The sequence below is a fragment of the Mucilaginibacter agri genome, from assembly GCF_009928685.1.
Taxonomy (GTDB): domain Bacteria; phylum Bacteroidota; class Bacteroidia; order Sphingobacteriales; family Sphingobacteriaceae; genus Mucilaginibacter; species Mucilaginibacter agri.
Genome location: NZ_WWEO01000044.1, coordinates 267,747 through 283,864, shown reverse-complemented (window position 1 = coordinate 283,864; position 16,118 = coordinate 267,747). Strand labels below are relative to the sequence as shown.

Genomic DNA, 16,118 nt, shown 5'->3' with positions numbered 1-16,118 from the left:
GCGTCCCAATATAAGGACGCCTTAGCAAGGGTATAGTTAGTTAATTGGTTTAATTGCTTGGCAAAACCTCTAACATGGCCGGGTTAATGGTTGGCTTAACGTTGGCTTCGGCTTTGCTTGCCAGGTATGGCAGGTAATATTGTTTGTAAAACTGTTTCTTCGAATCTTTATAAGTGCTTACTGCGCCTAAAATGTTCATCATTTTAATGTAGTACCAGGCCATATCTACCTGGTGTGGTTTAAAACCGCTACGCGCACTTTTGGGGAACAGGTGGTGATTGTTGTGCCACTCGCCCGCAACAAGGCCTGGCCAAATCTGGTTAATAGATTTATCGTTTACGTTATGGTCGATGCCTTCGCGCTGTTTGTCTTTACCCTTGGCGTGGCCTTCGTAGTTAAAAGTACGTACACCTACAGCCCAAAAACCAGCAGCACCAAAAATGGTACAAGCCAATGCTGCACCACCAGCCACGTAAAATACGCCGAACCAGAACCCCCAGTTAAGTATCCATGATAATATTGCACGGCCCGGGTTTACATAAGAACCATAACGTAGATATTGCGCATAAGTATTAGCTTTTACCCCCGTGTGGCGCATTAATAATGTTACACGGTTATAATCAGCTTCGCTCAAATTTGTAGCAATTGGCTGATGGGTAACATCGGCCAGAAAGCAATATAGAAAACCGGCCTGCGCGTTGTAAGGATCGCCTGGCTGATCTGATTTAGCGTGGTGAACGTGGTGCGAGATTACATAAATCTCTTCCGGAATAACATTGATGGTTAAGTTCTGGGTAAAGAAACGCCAGAAACCATTGCGGAATTTGTAAGCTCCATGTGTACAATAACGATGGTGCCACACAGTACCATGCGTACCCATAATAACCATACTATAAGTGAATGCAGCAAACAGCATCCAGGGGCTCATAAACTTAAACAGGAACAAAAGGAAGAAAGGAACGAAACATAAAACCTTTAGCCAGCTAAAAAAGGGCAGCCAGTTTCTGCGGTCTTTAAATACATTCAATCTTGAGAAAAACTCATTGAAGATCTGGCCCGCGGACGGTTTAATTAAGTTGCCTTGCTCATCTTTCCAGCCGTAAGCAGGTACGCGTAATACATGGTCTAAAAATGCCATTAGTGTTATTATTATATAGTTTAAATCAGTTAGGCTTGTTGAGTAGGAGTTTTATCAAATATTAATTTGAAAAGTGTTTAATTTCTGTAGATGGTAAACGGCACGGTATAGCCATTGAAAAATTGCCGGTTGTTTCCATCACATTATTTGATAAAGAAAAATTAGAATGATTAGCCAGAGTTGAAGCCGTTGTTTCGGCTTGCTCGCGGTGCGCGGGGATATGGTAACTCATTTCATTGCTGGGTTTCTAATTGGTAACAGCTAAAAAGCTTAAAAATTACCAAAATTAGATTTGGGCAATGTCTAAGAATATTAGGGCTCACCTAAAGTATATATTATTTGTCATATTAATGAAATAATCTGAAAATCTATTTGGTGTGCGCGATTAAATTCACTAATACAATAACCCTACTTCCGGTGTTTTATTGCTTAAACGGAAAGATATAATCATAAGTTTCCATTTATTATCCACCAATGTATTTTCCTATTACCGGAATCTTGTTCAATAACCAGGTTAACAGAACAGATAGCACCAGGCATATCAGTGTAGTAAGTGGTATGCTAAGAATAGGGCTGCAGAGCTTATAACTGATATCAAAAAGCAGATCGAGCAGGTATAAAAACAAAGCGTGACATAAGTAAACGCCATAGGCATACTGCCCGGTAAAATCGCGAATCTGTTTTACAAAAGCAGGCAGTGTAGGATTACTAAAACGAAAAAATAAGAAGATACTGCCCGACAAGCACACGATAAATGGCCCCAGTGGTTCGTAAAATAAGGTAGTGGTAGTATAGTTATGTAGCGTAAGTTTATAGGTGCCGATAGTAATAACAGCAACCAAGGCAACAAATAAAAGCAACATCAGCAGGCGTAAATGTTTTTGATGAAACTCTTTTACCGTAAGATAGTAGCCCAACACAAGGTAGCCGATATAGCCCTCAAAATAGCGCAGCTCCACCACAGGCTTAAACCTCGATAAATAAGGCTGGCTAAATAGCATTACCAACAGCCAAACCATCAGAAAATATAGTAGCTCTTTCTGTGTGGCAGTGCACACAAATTTGTTGAGTATCGGCATGATCAAATACAGCCCGATAAGCATGTATACATACCATAAATGATATGAACTGCCGTATTTAAGCTGATGCAATACCAATTTCACGTTTGTCCAGGTATCGTTTTCGAAACTGATTTCTTCGTTATACCACGAGTAGCCAATATAAACCAGGCTCCAGAACAAGAATGGGGTTATGATTCGCAATAAACGTCGCTTCAAAAAGTCGATCAGTTCATAATTACGGCCAAGGTTTAGTGCACCGGTTATCATCACAAACACAGGTACAGCGAACCTGACCATAGCATTAAATACATCGGCCGTAAACCAATAACTAATGGGCACTTTACCATACTGCGCCAAAAGCACCGCACTGGCGTGCAGCATAATAACTGCAACCAGCGCCACGAAGCGCAGGTTACTTATCCATTCAACATTATGCGGTTTGGCCTCAGACATTGAAACCAAATATATAACGAAGATTTCAGATTAGGCCGGTGTACCCTATCGGTTGGATAAATGCCTCTTTCAAACTATCTTTAAGTGTAGCTGTTAGCTTTTAAACAAAAACTTTATGAACAAATTTTTCAGGGCTCTTATTGCAGCTTGGGGCGCCAAGAAATTGGGCGGGGGCTGTTTTTCAACCATTATTATCTTCATCATTATATACACGCTGCTGGGCAAATGCAACCAGCCATCACGCGCCGGTAATGTGCGTACCATGCACCACGTGCAGGTTGCAAAGTAATAAAAGGCGTAAAGGGGGGCTAAAAGATTCGATCAAGAAAAAATTATATAAATTACCCTTAATTGGAAACATCAGCGGATATGTGGTGGAAACAGGAAACTGCGGTTTTTCAAATAAAGCTATAACAATCTATGGAATTACTTTACCGGCATAGCACAAAATACCTGCTGTTTCTTTCCATATTATTCATCAGCGTAACCGGTATTGCTCAGAAAAAAAGTGTAAAGCCGACTGCAAAATCCGATACGCTTAATGCAGACTCCATGACCGGTAGCATGGTTTCCAAATTGAAAAGAATAGGTGATGCGGAGGCTGGCCGGAGCATCTTAAAGTTTAATACCGAAAAGGAAACGCTTAAACAGGAGCACCTCTTAGAAGATATAAGACGAGAGGTACAAAGATCGAAATCTTATATTAAAACCGGTATCGATACTACTGGTATGAAGCAGGAGCTTGATGATGTAAATACCTTAATTAATGTAGTGGGTGATGGAGTTTTAACACATAGGATTTCGACTCAAACTTACCGCAACCTCACTACTACGTCAAAGTTACTTGCAGAATTACTGAAGCGGGCCAATCTGAGAAAAGAGGCGATTGATAAACACGAAAAGATACTGGTAGACTTTCGTTACAAAATAGACTCTCTATTTGCCGATCCTGTTATATATCGTTTTCCAAAAGATTCCGTAGATGCCGTAGTGTACGCACATAAGTTGATTAACGTGGTGGGGAAGGAAATTAATCCTATGGATACCCTTTTGCAGAAAGCCATAAGCAGCGCCCATAAACTACAGACCCAGGTAAACCGGGTAGTAAATAAGCTGACCGCTAACCTCGACGAAATTGACCAATATCAAAGCGCGCTGGCCGCCCGGATATTTGACCGGGAATTTAACAATCTGGGCGACGACGCAGCGTCAACACGTCCGTTTGATCGCATTGTTTATCACTCGGATCTTAAGGCCGAACTCACCTTTTGGTTTTACGCAAAAAATCATATAGGCGAAATCATATTGGTATTGTTGCTTATTTGCGCATCAACAGCTTTTCTCACATCCCTCAAACAGATTGTCAGCCATGACGATGCTGCTATAGACCAATACCCAGGGCAATTGCTACTACGCTATCCCATATTATCTGCCATTAGCATTATGTTATGTACGGGGCAATTTATTTTTACAGGCATACCCTTTGTATTTAATTGTTTGTTTTGGATTATATCAGCCATTTGTTTAACAGTAATTTTCAGCAATTTTATTTCGAGGTATTGGCTTAAAGTGTGGCTGGTGTTTGTGGTGCTGTTTATTATCAGTTGCCTTGATAATATGATATTACAGGCTTCGCCTTTAGAACGCTGGGGCATGTTGGTGCTGGCAGCCATTGGTGTAATTGTGGGGATTTTCGCATTAGCCAATGGCCACCGCGATCAGTTGAGACAGCGATGGATACTTTACTTTATAGGCCTTTCCATAGTGCTCGAACTTGGTTGTATCGTTGCTGATGTTTTTGGCAGGTATAATCTTTCTAAATCGTTGTTAGTGGCGGGTTACCTAGGTGTGGTTGTTGGTATTTTATTTTTGTGGGTTATACGCCTTATTAATGAGGGGCTTTACCTTGCATCCAAAGCCTACACTAAACAGGACAGAAGGTTGTTTTACATCAATTTTAATGTAGTGGGCGAGAAAGCGCCAACCTTATTTTACCTGTTTCTAATTATCGGTTGGTTTATTTTGTTCGGGCGAAATTTTTACGTGTTCAAATTCATTTCAGAACCCTTAAAGCAAATGTTTTTTGAGCCACGCACTATTGGCAATTACACTTTTAGCATCAGTAGCCTCATTATTTTTGTCGCCATTATTACTGCCGCAATTGTTGTATCCAAAACGGTATCCTACTTTACTTCCGAAAGCGATCCCCAACATCTTGCAGCAAGCACCCGACGACCAGGAATTGGAAGTTGGATCCTGTTGATCCGCGTGGGTATCATTGGCTTGGGGACATTTCTGGCTTTTGCAGCTGCAGGGTTCCCTACAGATCGTATTGCGCTTATTATAGGTGCATTAGGCGTGGGTATTGGTTTTGGTCTGCAAACCTTGGTGCAAAACCTGGTAAGCGGGGTAATTATTGCCTTTGAAAAACCGGTTAATGTTGGCGATATTGTAGAAATAGGAGGGCAGATGGGTACCATGAAATCGATAGGCTTTCGGAGCAGCATCTTATCTAAAATGGACGGCCCCGATATGGTTATACCCAATGGCGATCTGCTGAATTCGCACCTCACCAACTGGACATTGGCCGGTAGCAAAAGGCAGATGGATTTAACGGTAGGTGTTGCGTATGGAACCGACCTGCAAAAAACTCAGGAAATTGTTGCAACGCTACTCGACGACAACGAACGCATCCATCGCCATCCGCAACCGCTGGTATTTTTTCAAAACTTTGGCGACAACTCGATAGATATGCGCCTGCTTTTCTGGGTACGCGAATTTAAGGATGGTACAATGGTGAAAAGTGATGTGATTAAAACGATAGATAAAGTGTTTAAGGCAAACGATATTGTAATACCATTTCCGCAGCAGGATGTGTATTTACATCAGACAGATAAAACAGATGCCCAGAAAGAAATTGAAGAAAAGAAACCTGTTAAAAGAGTTACCAAACCACGAACCAAAGAATAATAACGTTTTATATGAAAAGATACGCACTTGCTGTAGCCCTAATTAGCGGCCTTATTTATGCAGGATGTAAATCCGGAAATAAGAGCAGCATGCCTACAGATTCTGTACCTTCTAAAACCATCGACGAAGCTAAAATGGATCCGGATACCACCGATACCATCCCAGTGGAGTATTACGATACGTGCACCTTTAGAAGAGTAGCTGTTGACACAGTGAGGGAGGGGCTGCAAAAGCGCTATGCGGATGATTTGTCGAAGAAGGTTATAGATAGCATGAGCCGCCGTTTTATGATCTATGAATACGATCTGAATGACGACGGCATTAAAGAAATTTTTGTAGGATTTACCGGTCCGTATTTTTGCGGCAGCGGAGGTTGCTCATTCTTAATAATGGATAATGCCGGCAAAGTAATTACCCAGTTTAGTGTTAGCGACTATCCAATAATTATTGCCAACAGCAAAACCAACGGTTGGAAAGACCTGATTATACAAAGTAACCATAAGAATCACATAATGAGGTTTAATGGAACTAAATACCCATCTAACCCGAGCATACAACCTGTATTCGATATTCCACCAGGTAACTTAAAAAAGGTATTGAATTATCCTCACGATCCTTACCCGATGTTTAGATTTTAAATATATGTCTCCAAAAAAAAGCTGGATTTTGTAAAACAGGGTCCAGCTTTTTTATGATTTTTTCGGATTACTTATTTTCGGTTACGCCGCAATCTGTGGTTTGTTTTATTTTCTTCAGCGTATTGTCGGCCGAGCTTTGGGTTACCTCCTCGCAAGAAAGGTAGCTCGCATAACCAGATACTCGTTGAACTACGTTTACATAGTTAGCTTTTCCCTCCGCTACCTCTACAGTAATTGGGTCTGATTTTTTTCCATTAGAAATGCCTGTTGGCTGTACTGTTACCACGTGTTTGCCCACTGCCATGTCGTGAATGGAGAATCGATTGTTTTTTAGTTTACAAACCAACTGATCATCTACATAGATCCTCACATTAACGGCGGCACCATTGTAACCCGTCGAGCGCATAAAATAAATTTGGCCTGTTGGGGTTTGCGAGTATGCACTCAAGCAAATAAAAGTTAGTAAAGCAACTGATAGTAAAGATTTGATGAATTTCATAAATAGTTGTTTTGGTCATTTAATAAAGCTATCAAAATACCAATGGCTTAGCAATTAGTTTCTAGAAAAATAATAGTAATTAAGGTTTTATGATAGTCCACCGCGGTATATAACCTATTTGATCGTTATAAGAAATTTTGTAAAAGGTAGAACCTTTGGCCAGTACTTTAATCTTCGAGTGATTAGGCAAAACCGTTAAAACGTTCGACATATAATCGGCCTGTTGATGCAGGTAGGTTTGTTCGGCTGTAGGTTTAAGATACGTGGTGTACGAAGAATCTACAGGTGCGTAGGTACGGGCAACAGTTGCAGTTGATGGTGTCACTTTGGTTATAGGAGCGGTAATAACTATCTCGCTTTTGGAGGGTGGTGTTGTCGTGGGGCTGGTGGTAACAGGGGGAGCTTTTACTACAGGCTGTATTTTTGATTGTGTAGCTAAATTTTTAGCTGTTGCTGCGGCAACAATAATGGGAGGTTTTACCACAGCAACCCGCGCAACGGAATCCTTCTTTACCGGAATAACAGGGATAGCCTTAGCTACAGCTTTAGCATGGTGTTTCTTTTTATGGTGCTGAATTTTAGTAGGTACGGCTGCAACAATAGGCGCCTGGGTTACTGCGACAGGCTGATTACTCTTGCCATTAGCACTAAGCAACCTTACCACGTAAAAACCAAATAAGGCTGTAAACAAGATCAAGGCACCCACGGTAACGATGCCGAGGTTTTTGGCTTTGAAATTGGCTAATTGCTTTTTATGGGTTTTTTTAACCACCTCATCGTAACGTTTGCGCTTAATGGGGTCGCTTAATATTTCATAGGCTTCTGTTATTTCTTTGAAATGGCTCTGCAAGAAATAATCTTCCTCACCCAATGCCGGGGCTAGTTTTTGTGAAAGTTTACGGTATGCCTCATTAAGCTCATCTGGAGTGCAGCGGCTGTCTGTTCCCAAAATGTAGTAGAAATCTTTCATTGCCTCAATCAAATAGCTAGTATTCTGCTGTTTGATTAATTTTCTTAATTATAGTTTAATAAGAATGCTGAAATAATTTTAAATAAATGAAACGGCTGTCAGACAGCCATTTGCGGAGTATAACCCGCTTTGATCATATTTACTATCGATTTTGGCGTTAGCACCGTTAGTGTTTTATCGTGTAAGTCAATTGGTTCGCCATATCCGCCCGGAGTCCATAGATACAATCGGTTTTGTTTCAGCAGATAAGGCTTATCCTCATGGTTTACAAATGTACCATCGGGTAAGGCATCGACATCCGCTTCATGACTTACTTTTGATTTATCTGCCGAAACCCTTTCTGTATGGATAATCTCGTCTATTTTGGTTACGGGTGTTTTCATATCGAAACCGTATTGCGGGTTACCCTTCAGCCAAAATTCCTTAAAACGTTGATGATCCAGGTAGCGGCATTGAAAGCAAGGGCGGTGCCCGGCCGAAAAGGCGGTAGCCTCATCCAAAAAGAAAAGTTCGGTCCATCGGTTGGGTGTCATTACCTCACGGTGCCTTCCTCTAAATTCCAGGGCGCAGGTAATCCAGACTTTAATTTTAAATTGCCTTACAATCTGCTTCTGCTCGTTATGTATTACCCCACGGTTACCCAACCACGCGCCACGATGCGGGGTTTTAATCAAATTGCCGTATGGATCTACCCGGTTTTGTAACATCGTACTAAGTTAATAATACTTTGAGGCGTAAATTTTATCAAAATCAAATTTGCATACTTCAACAAAATATATTTACTTTGAATAACAAAGTACTTTACATGGAAGAGAAAGATCTTTATTCCGAAATCAGTTCTATCCGTAACCTTATGGAGCGGTCTACACGGTTTATATCGCTCAGCGGCTTGTCGGGTGTTATGGCCGGTGTGTATGCTTTAATAGGGGCAGGCATCGCTTACAAGCTTATATATTTAAAAAATGATACTGATTTGCTCACATACAGTTATCAAACAGATATTATACGCTTGTTTTTGGTTGCTATACTTGTATTGATTTTTTCTGTTGGTACAGGTGTCTGGCTCACCGTTCGCAAAGCGAGGCGCAAAGGGCAAAGCGTTTGGAATCAAAGTAGCCAGTCGTTTCTTAAAAGCGGGGCTTTGCCACTGGTAACCGGCGGCTGTTTTGTTTTGCTGCTGTTTATGCAAGGTCGTTTTGGTATTATTGCACCTGGATGCCTTATATTTTATGGGCTTGCATTGGTGTCGGCAGGCCAGCATACTTATGGCGATGTAAAGTGGCTTGGCCTGTGCGAAATTGCTTTGGGCTTGCTGGCAACAGTTTTACCCGGCTATGGCTTGCTGTTTTGGGCATTTGGTTTTGGTGTGCTGCACATTGTGTACGGCAGTGCAATGCACTTTAAATACGATCGTGAAAATAACGCTAACTAACTTCGATAAAGCTTTTGAAAACCGTATCCGCTTACAGATAATGAGCGTGCTGGTTGCTAATGAGAGCTATGATTTTAACTCGCTGAAAGAGTTGCTGGAGGTAACCGACGGCAACCTGGCATCGCATTTAAAGGCTTTGGAGAAAGACGAATATATTACCGTAAGCAAATCTTTTCTGGGGCGTAAGCCCAATACCCGTTACCTGGCATCGGCGCAGGGTATTTCGGCATTTAAAAAACATCTCGAAGCACTCGAAAATTTAATAAAACAACAGAAGCTCTAAATTTTTTTACCCTGTTACTTTGAAATACAAAGTACTTTTTAATTGAAAAAAAATGAAAAAAATCCTGTCACACCTCAAACAACAACCGCTACTTTTAACCGGTTTTTTATTGATTATTGTATCGGTTATAGTATTTGCTATTGCCGACCAATATAGTCGCCAAACATCCTCAGGCAGCTTTTTTGTTAACTATGCTATGTCGGCAGGCTACCTGATAGCCCTTGGTATCAACGGTATTATCAATCGCAAATGGCGATTTGCGCGGGAGCGAACTCCCAATATTGTTGTGCTATTGGTGCTATGGTTTATCAGCGCGTTTGCCCTCAATCGAGAGATGAATGTATTCGACAGTTCGGTAACCTGGCTTAGTGTGTGGATTGTACTTTCGGGCATAGCACTTATGGTTGCCAGTTTTTACGAGGTATTGCCTAAAGCCCTCAATCGCATAATATTCTTTTTACTGGGTAGTGCCTTTACGCTATTTACTTATTATGCCATCTACCTGTTGCCTTTGTATGCATTGAGCATTGTTGGCATTATCGCTATAGGCGTGTCGTTGCATACTTACGTGCCGCTGTGTTTAGCCATTATGACTATTGTACTCGTTACCAGCGCATCGCGTCAGTACAAATCACTGCTGTACCCGGCTATCTGCGGGGCGACTTTACCCTTGGTAGTATGCGCCTGTTTTTTGGTTGCATGGGGTACTACCAATAAAAAAATTAATACGCTGGTTAACCAAAATGTACTTAACGAGGCCAAATTGCCCGCCTGGGTTGCCGTTAGCCAACAGATCGAAAATTCTTTTTGGACCGAGCGCATCTTAAAAACCGGTTTAGTTTATACCGAAGTTTCTAACAAAAATTTCTTTTGGGGAGGCATGCCATCGCAATCGTTCGACGAGCCTAAACAACACGACCCTTTGGTGGTAATTGCCACCTTACTATTTAAAGAACCAAACCTCGGTGATAACGAGCGTATAAAAATCCTCAGATCGATGTATAACGCCCGTCACCAGGCGCAAGAACGGTTGTGGAGTGGCGATAACTTAGAAACGGTAAGCGTAATCAGCAATGTGAAATTGTTCCCTCAATACCGGATGGCGTATACCGAGAAGACACTCACTGTTAAAAATAGGTCAGATTGGCAATGGAACAAGCAGGAGGCCATTTATACCTTTCACCTTTCAGAAGGATCTGTTGTGTCGTCATTGTCATTATGGATTGATGGTAAGGAAGAGAAATCGAGACTAACCACCAACGCTAAGGCTGATTCTGCCTACCACGAAGTTGTCGGTGTAGAAAGTCACGATCCATCGGTGGTTCATTGGCAAGAGGGTAATACCGTAAGTGTACGCGTATTTCCATGTACGCCGGTAGAGAACAGGAGGTTTAAAATAGGAATTACCAGTCCGCTAACCAAACAGGGCGACCGCCTGTTTTATAACAACGCGTCATTTGACGGCCCTACTGCCGCCGGTGCTTTAGAAACCATGCAGGTAACTTGCGATGGAAATGCAGCCAGCTTGGATTTGCCCTCGGAACTTAAACCGATAAGCCCGGGCGTTTACCAGGGCGACCGCAACTACCAACCCGATTGGCAGCTATCTTGCAAGGCACCGGCATTGTCTACCACTACTTTTGCATTTGCAGATACGGCATATCAGGTTAAAAACTATGTAGAACAGTACGAATCATTTACACCAGAGGTTATTTATCTGGACATTAATGGCTCATGGTCGGCTGCCGAATTGGATAGTATATGGGCCATGGTAAAAAACAAACCCGTGTACGCCCACACAGATACACTGGTACGGCTGAGTAATGAAAATCTGCACGAGGTTTACAATGCATTAAGTAAACAGACATTTAGTTTATTCCCGGTTAATGAGATTGCCAATCCGGGTAATGCGCTGCTGATATCTGAAAGTACCGATGCCGCGCCTAATTTGAACGATTTGGAAGGAAGTGAATTTGCTAAAGACCTTACCGGGTATTTAAAAACGCCAAAACAAATACGGCTTTATAATATTGGGCACCAGCTTACCCCTTATTTAAAAGCGCTGAAGGAATTACGTGTATTTAATTATGCGCAAGGCACTCCCGATAGCTTGCTCCAACTGTTAGCTAAGCATCAGTTTGTAAAGAACCAGGAAAACAACGAAACCGTGGTTTTGGATAACGCCCAAATGATGATCCAAAAAACTACGGGAACCTGCACTGTTAACGCCCCCGATCATTTGCTGCGCCTGTTTGCTTATAACGATTTGATGAAAAAAATAGGTGGCGATTACTTTACCGATGGATTTGTTAAACCCGATAATATTGCCGAGGCAGAGAAAGCTTACATTGTATCGCCCGTGTCGAGTTTTATTGTGCTCGAAACGCAAAAGGATTACGAACGCTTCGGCATCGACGAAAATAAGAACAGCCTTAAAAATGCGTCGATGAAATCGTCAGGTGCGGTGCCCGAACCGCAGGAGTGGTTGTTGATTATTTTATGCGCCAGCGTGGCGATATACCTTTTGGTCAATAAGAAATCACTAACGCAAATCTCTAAAAGTCATGTTAGCAATAAAGCTTAAAGCGCCTGTTATACCCAATTTAACGGTCGCTTATGCACTGGTTTATTTGTTTATAGCACTGTGGATACTACCCGGTTATTTAACCTGGGATGCTAACCTGCTCGTGGGAATTATTGTGGCGCCTTACATCTGTACGGTTGATAGGTCACGTCTGTCATTACGGTATCTAGCACCGGCCGTTATAGCAATGTTATTGGCATTTCTGGTGCCGGTGCGCACCATGATTTTTATTGCCATGTTGTTTTCCGCACTGCTGCTGGTAGAAAACTGCGTGGGTAAACTAAACCAATCGTTTATGCTATTGCTTTTTTTAATCTCACCGGCTTTTAAATACATCATCAGTATTATCGATTTTCCGATGAGGTTATGGCTCACTACACAAATAGCGGCATTACTTAGTATGATGGGGGTTAAGGCGGCTGCAGCCGGTAACCAGATTCAATTGGCGCAATGCGAATTCTCTGTCGATCCGGCTTGCGCCGGCTTAAATATGCTGATCATTTCACTGATTATGTGCTTGTTTATCCTTACCCATTTTCAGCGGCAAGCTGGTAAGCAGCTGCGTTTTGTTTACCTCTGCGCTTTGTTCCTGCTCACTATTGGGCTAAACGTGCTATCCAATTTCTTCAGGATACTGATACTGGTAACCTTTAAAATTATGCCGGGTACCGTGTTTCACGATTTTGTGGGGATAGCTTGCCTGCTTGTTTACGTAGTAATACCGTTGGTTAAGGGTACCGGCCCAATTGTAAAACGATTTGGGAAGGCAAAAGCAAGCATAAGAGCACCACAACGCAGGCATGTTTTTTTCACCGTGCGATACCCGATATTGCATGGGTTATTTTCAATCCTTTTATTATTTATTACGCTAAACCTGGTGAGCGCCGATAAACTAATGCCGAACGATCACCATATTGAACTGCATGGTTTCGCCAAAAAAGAATTTGATAATGGGATTATGAAGTTCGACAGCAAAGAAGCCCTTATCTATCTAAAACCCTCGGCTTTTTATATTCCCGGTCACGACCCTATGATTTGCTGGACAGGCAGCGGATATGAATTCTCATCCATCAACAAGGAAAAAATAGGAGGGGTAGAAGTTTACACCGGCCTGCTCCGAAAAGGTAACGATAAAATATATGCTGCATGGTGGTTTGATAACGGCGAAACCCGTACTATCGATCAGCTGCAATGGCGTTGGCTGGCTTTAAAGGGGAACAAATCGTTTTACCTGGTTAATGTAAATGCTTACAGCAGGCAAAATCTTCAAAAGCAGGTAAAAGCCATGCTGGCCAATGCCCGTTATATTTATTAATTATCATCAATAGCAATGAAACATCAAATCCAAGCCCAACTCCTGTTAAGAGCCAAAACATGTATATGGATAATGATTGTGGGCTTAGCCCTGAGCGGTCTTACTGCTTTCCCGATAGAAACGGAACTTAAATGGTTGCTTAATTATGCCGATACGTTGCCTACGTTGTGGGGGCAATGGCTGCACAACGTTTACGGGGCTGTAGTTGCCACCAATAAAAATTATCCATACCTAAGCTACGGTACAGATTGGCTTGCATTTGCACATCTTATATTGGCACTGCTTTTTGTTGGCCCGCTTAATAACCCGGTTAAAAATGTGTGGGTAATAGAGTTTGGCATTATAGCCTGCCTGCTCATTATTCCATTGGCATTTATTGCAGGTAGTATAAGGCATATCCCGGTTTTTTGGCGGGTGGTTGATTGCATGTTTTGCCTGCTGGGTATCATCCCGCTAATTATATGTTATAAGAGCATTAAACTGTTGCAGTATGTTAAAGTCAGAGCGTTATAAGATATCTATGTTTAAATTTAGCTGGGGTTACTTTGTTTGGGTTTTACTGCTGCTTGCAGCCGAGGCCGGTATTGCCGTTTACATACACGATAATATTATCCGCCCATACTTCGGCGATTTTCTGGTAGTTATTCTCATCTACTGTTTCGTGAAAGGTCTTTTTAAAACGCCCGTTACAGCTACAGTAATTGGGGTATTGTTATTCGCTTATCTGGTAGAAACCCTGCAATACTTTCATATATTAAATGTACTCGGCCTTCAAAATTATAAGATTGCCTGCATTATCATGGGCACTAATTTTAGCTGGAACGATATAATAATGTATACCATGGGGATGCTATTGGTATGGCTGGTGGAAGTTAAACTGTTACATAAACCCGCAAACTGATATGGAGTATTTTGTAAAAGAAGATTCGATAGTGCGAAAAATATGGGGCAACGCAGATACCGTGCTGTTTATTTTTGCAGGTGCTGCAGCAGAATTTGCCGTAAACAAGGCTGTCGATTGGCTCTATTTTACAGGCAAACTCCCTGCCGATCCACTCGGCAGATTATTTTCTACGGTTACCTATGCGCAGCAGATACTATTTGCTACCAACGAAGATGCCTGTGCAGCCATAGACCGCATTACGGCAATACATGGTCAGGTAGAATCGGCCAGGGGCGAACAAATTCCGGATTGGGCATACCGAGATGTGTTGTTTTTCCTGATCGATTATTCGATCCGCGCATTCGAACTTTTGGAACGGCAGTTAACGCTCGAAGAAAAGACGGAAGTATTTAATGTGTTCTGTAAAGTGGGGGTACGTATGCACCTCAACGGCATGCCGCTCAATTATCCTATTTGGCAACTTATGCGCGAAGACCACCTGCAGAACAATTTAGAAGTGAGCCGCTTTACTGAAGACCTGTTTACACGATACCAAAAACACCTGGGAGTGCTGCGATTTCAATTACTGAAGCAGGTACAAGCCAGCATGGCACCAGATAGGGTTACTGCTTTACTGGCCTTTGGCTCGGGTAATGCACTGCGACCGGCAATTTTCTGTTACAGGCTCATTAATGATACTAAACTGCAAACATGGGTAAGGGAGTTACTATTGCCTGTAAAATACAAAGCCCAAATACAGGCAATAGATTTAAGAAATTTATATGAGGAAGCTCTGCGACTGGGCTTGTTCTCGAGATTGATAAGACAGACGTAGGGATGCTTCTAAAAACTCTATCTTATTTGGATTTTCTTCTTTTTACAGTAAAAAAGCGTTCACCAAAATTGCGAGCTTTTGCAGATTTGGCTTGACCATTATAACCTTGTATAAAGACAGCATGCCTATAATCGAAGCCGTCCGTATATTCATAAATGGTGGAATCGTAAATAAAGAATTTATCATCTTTGTCGAAAGCACATCTCAATAAGCCTGAATAAAAACCGTTTAACCATCGAACTGTAAACGACAAATTGATTGTGTAATTTGCATCAAACGTTTCTGATAAAAGCTGCTCTGAGAATTGTAAAGGCAAATCTTTCGGTCCATAGGAGAAATATTTAGACACTGCTTTCACGTCAAGTGGGACATTAATATTTTGGGCCGAGTCACGTTCGTAGTCACTATCGCCTTTATCTAAATTCCGGGATATGTTTATCTCAACATTTCTTATCGGAAGATTAGTGGGATTTCCCCACTCCATTGAAATAGCTTTATCGAATACCACAAACAGTATAAAAGGTACGCTTTTGCCACCCGTAACGTTTTCGAGTGTGTTGTTTTGCAAGAGTTGAATCATGCTATTTTTTCTATCCAATTCATTCTGTAAATCAATTATTTTTGTAGTTGTTTCAATTACAGTATCTTGGGTAGCGATAATATGGTTGTTGTTTGAGATGATATCGTTGCTTTTTGAAATTATGCTACGATATTCCTCGTTTCTCTTTCTTTCTTTATTCAACTCGTCCTGTTTATCATTGAGTTTTTGTTGATAGTCATAATACGCTGCGCATACCGTAATGAGACTTCCGAACACTATAAAGAGAAATGGTATCATTTGCTTTGCCGATTTAAGGTTCATGACAAATAATTTGTATCTAAAATACTAAATTTTAAGTAGTTGCGTGGATGCTGACGTGTTGCGTAGTAAAAATGAGCTTCACTACTTTATTACTCTTATTCCGTTTCGCTCTTAACTAAGTAATGACGTTGGAATTTAAACCTCGTTATTTGAACTCTTCTGTGTTTATTTAAGTGTTTATGATAATGAATTAAG

General features: G+C 41.5%; 16 protein-coding genes. 10 read left to right on the top strand and 6 right to left on the bottom strand.

Translation table 11 applies throughout. The features are described from left to right. Nucleotides 1-49: 49 nt before the first annotated feature. Nucleotides 50-1,138 (bottom strand): fatty acid desaturase, encoded by a 1,089-nt coding sequence (locus GSY63_RS17515; RefSeq protein WP_166587133.1) that lies wholly within the window; start codon nucleotides 1,136-1,138, stop codon nucleotides 50-52. A 464-nt stretch (nucleotides 1,139-1,602) separates the two neighbouring features. Next, the gene (locus GSY63_RS17510; RefSeq protein WP_166587132.1) at nucleotides 1,603-2,652 is read right to left on the bottom strand and encodes an acyltransferase; all 1,050 of its coding nucleotides are present in this window, start codon (nucleotides 2,650-2,652) and stop codon (nucleotides 1,603-1,605) included. 115 nt (nucleotides 2,653-2,767) lie between these two features. Between GSY63_RS17510 and GSY63_RS17505 the strand changes: the two genes are divergently transcribed. The 3 genes from GSY63_RS17505 to GSY63_RS17495 all read left to right on the top strand — a co-directional run bounded on the left by GSY63_RS17505 (nucleotide 2,768) and on the right by GSY63_RS17495 (nucleotide 6,260). Continuing rightward, complete coding sequence (locus tag GSY63_RS17505; protein WP_166587131.1) at nucleotides 2,768-2,941, top strand: hypothetical protein; 174 nt, start codon at nucleotides 2,768-2,770, stop codon at nucleotides 2,939-2,941. A gap of 131 nt (nucleotides 2,942-3,072) precedes the next feature. Continuing rightward, nucleotides 3,073-5,622 (top strand): mechanosensitive ion channel family protein, encoded by a 2,550-nt coding sequence (locus tag GSY63_RS17500; RefSeq protein ID WP_166587130.1) that lies wholly within the window; start codon nucleotides 3,073-3,075, stop codon nucleotides 5,620-5,622. An 11-nt stretch (nucleotides 5,623-5,633) separates the two neighbouring features. Continuing rightward, nucleotides 5,634-6,260 (top strand): hypothetical protein, encoded by a 627-nt coding sequence (locus tag GSY63_RS17495; RefSeq protein ID WP_166587129.1) that lies wholly within the window; start codon nucleotides 5,634-5,636, stop codon nucleotides 6,258-6,260. A gap of 67 nt (nucleotides 6,261-6,327) precedes the next feature. Here GSY63_RS17495 and GSY63_RS17490 read toward each other — a convergent pair whose 3' ends face one another. The 3 genes from GSY63_RS17490 to GSY63_RS17480 form a co-directional block, all read right to left on the bottom strand. Further along, a complete protein-coding gene (locus tag GSY63_RS17490; RefSeq protein WP_166587128.1) occupies nucleotides 6,328-6,759 on the bottom strand; it encodes a hypothetical protein in 432 nt (143 codons plus the stop codon). Between the two features lie 79 nt (nucleotides 6,760-6,838). Continuing rightward, entirely contained in the window at nucleotides 6,839-7,729 is an 891-nt protein-coding gene (locus GSY63_RS17485) for a DnaJ domain-containing protein (protein WP_166587127.1), read from the bottom strand. A 98-nt stretch (nucleotides 7,730-7,827) separates the two neighbouring features. Beyond that, on the bottom strand, nucleotides 7,828-8,436 hold the full coding sequence (locus tag GSY63_RS17480) for a hypothetical protein (protein WP_166587126.1): 609 nt from the start codon (nucleotides 8,434-8,436) through the stop codon (nucleotides 7,828-7,830). Nucleotides 8,437-8,513: 77 nt separating this feature from the next. Here GSY63_RS17480 and GSY63_RS17475 point away from each other — a divergent pair, with 77 nt between their 5' ends. The 7 genes from GSY63_RS17475 to GSY63_RS17445 are packed head-to-tail and all read left to right on the top strand — an operon-like array spanning nucleotide 8,514 to nucleotide 15,061. After that, complete coding sequence (locus tag GSY63_RS17475; RefSeq protein ID WP_243749258.1) at nucleotides 8,514-9,161, top strand: hypothetical protein; 648 nt, start codon at nucleotides 8,514-8,516, stop codon at nucleotides 9,159-9,161. Then, on the top strand, nucleotides 9,142-9,444 hold the full coding sequence (locus GSY63_RS24865) for a winged helix-turn-helix domain-containing protein (protein WP_166587125.1): 303 nt from the start codon (nucleotides 9,142-9,144) through the stop codon (nucleotides 9,442-9,444). The genes GSY63_RS17475 and GSY63_RS24865 overlap by 20 nt, the downstream gene beginning before the upstream one ends. Nucleotides 9,445-9,496: 52 nt before the next feature. Next, nucleotides 9,497-12,028: an XrtN system VIT domain-containing protein gene (locus GSY63_RS17465; protein ID WP_166587124.1), complete on the top strand. Its 2,532-nt coding sequence runs from the start codon at nucleotides 9,497-9,499 to the stop codon at nucleotides 12,026-12,028. Beyond that, nucleotides 12,009-13,343 (top strand): exosortase N, encoded by a 1,335-nt coding sequence (xrtN, locus tag GSY63_RS17460; protein ID WP_166587123.1) that lies wholly within the window; start codon nucleotides 12,009-12,011, stop codon nucleotides 13,341-13,343. Before GSY63_RS17465 ends, xrtN begins: the two co-directional genes overlap by 20 nt. A gap of 15 nt (nucleotides 13,344-13,358) precedes the next feature. Continuing rightward, complete coding sequence (locus GSY63_RS17455; RefSeq protein ID WP_166587122.1) at nucleotides 13,359-13,856, top strand: hypothetical protein; 498 nt, start codon at nucleotides 13,359-13,361, stop codon at nucleotides 13,854-13,856. Next, nucleotides 13,834-14,244 carry a ribosomal maturation YjgA family protein gene (locus GSY63_RS17450; RefSeq protein WP_243749257.1) on the top strand — a complete coding sequence of 137 codons (411 nt, stop codon included), beginning with the start codon at nucleotides 13,834-13,836 and terminating at the stop codon, nucleotides 14,242-14,244. Before GSY63_RS17455 ends, GSY63_RS17450 begins: the two co-directional genes overlap by 23 nt. Before the next feature lies 1 nt (nucleotide 14,245). Beyond that, entirely contained in the window at nucleotides 14,246-15,061 is an 816-nt protein-coding gene (locus GSY63_RS17445; RefSeq protein WP_166587121.1) for an oxygenase MpaB family protein, read from the top strand. Nucleotides 15,062-15,083: 22 nt separating this feature from the next. Here the strand turns inward: GSY63_RS17445 and GSY63_RS17440 are convergent, their stop codons facing one another. Next, a complete protein-coding gene (locus tag GSY63_RS17440) occupies nucleotides 15,084-15,923 on the bottom strand; it encodes a hypothetical protein (RefSeq protein ID WP_166587120.1) in 840 nt (279 codons plus the stop codon). Nucleotides 15,924-16,118 lie beyond the last annotated feature (195 nt).

Excerpts from the sequence above, each read along its gene's own strand:
- GSY63_RS17480 (WP_166587126.1), bottom strand. The coding sequence starts at position 8,436 with ATGTTACAAAACCGGGTAGATCCATACGGCAATTTGATTAAAACCCCG.
- GSY63_RS17500 (WP_166587130.1), top strand. The coding sequence starts at position 3,073 with ATGGAATTACTTTACCGGCATAGCACAAAATACCTGCTGTTTCTTTCC.
- GSY63_RS17510 (WP_166587132.1), bottom strand. The coding sequence starts at position 2,652 with ATGTCTGAGGCCAAACCGCATAATGTTGAATGGATAAGTAACCTGCGC.
- GSY63_RS17495 (WP_166587129.1), top strand. The coding sequence starts at position 5,634 with ATGAAAAGATACGCACTTGCTGTAGCCCTAATTAGCGGCCTTATTTAT.
- GSY63_RS17515 (WP_166587133.1), bottom strand. The coding sequence starts at position 1,138 with ATGGCATTTTTAGACCATGTATTACGCGTACCTGCTTACGGCTGGAAA.
- GSY63_RS17505 (WP_166587131.1), top strand. The coding sequence starts at position 2,768 with ATGAACAAATTTTTCAGGGCTCTTATTGCAGCTTGGGGCGCCAAGAAA.
- xrtN (WP_166587123.1), top strand. The coding sequence starts at position 12,009 with ATGTTAGCAATAAAGCTTAAAGCGCCTGTTATACCCAATTTAACGGTC.
- GSY63_RS17440 (WP_166587120.1), bottom strand. The coding sequence starts at position 15,923 with ATGAACCTTAAATCGGCAAAGCAAATGATACCATTTCTCTTTATAGTG.
- GSY63_RS17485 (WP_166587127.1), bottom strand. The coding sequence starts at position 7,729 with ATGAAAGATTTCTACTACATTTTGGGAACAGACAGCCGCTGCACTCCA.
- GSY63_RS17445 (WP_166587121.1), top strand. The coding sequence starts at position 14,246 with ATGGAGTATTTTGTAAAAGAAGATTCGATAGTGCGAAAAATATGGGGC.
- GSY63_RS17490 (WP_166587128.1), bottom strand. The coding sequence starts at position 6,759 with ATGAAATTCATCAAATCTTTACTATCAGTTGCTTTACTAACTTTTATT.
- GSY63_RS17465 (WP_166587124.1), top strand. The coding sequence starts at position 9,497 with ATGAAAAAAATCCTGTCACACCTCAAACAACAACCGCTACTTTTAACC.
- GSY63_RS17450 (WP_243749257.1), top strand. The coding sequence starts at position 13,834 with ATGTTAAAGTCAGAGCGTTATAAGATATCTATGTTTAAATTTAGCTGG.
- GSY63_RS17455 (WP_166587122.1), top strand. The coding sequence starts at position 13,359 with ATGAAACATCAAATCCAAGCCCAACTCCTGTTAAGAGCCAAAACATGT.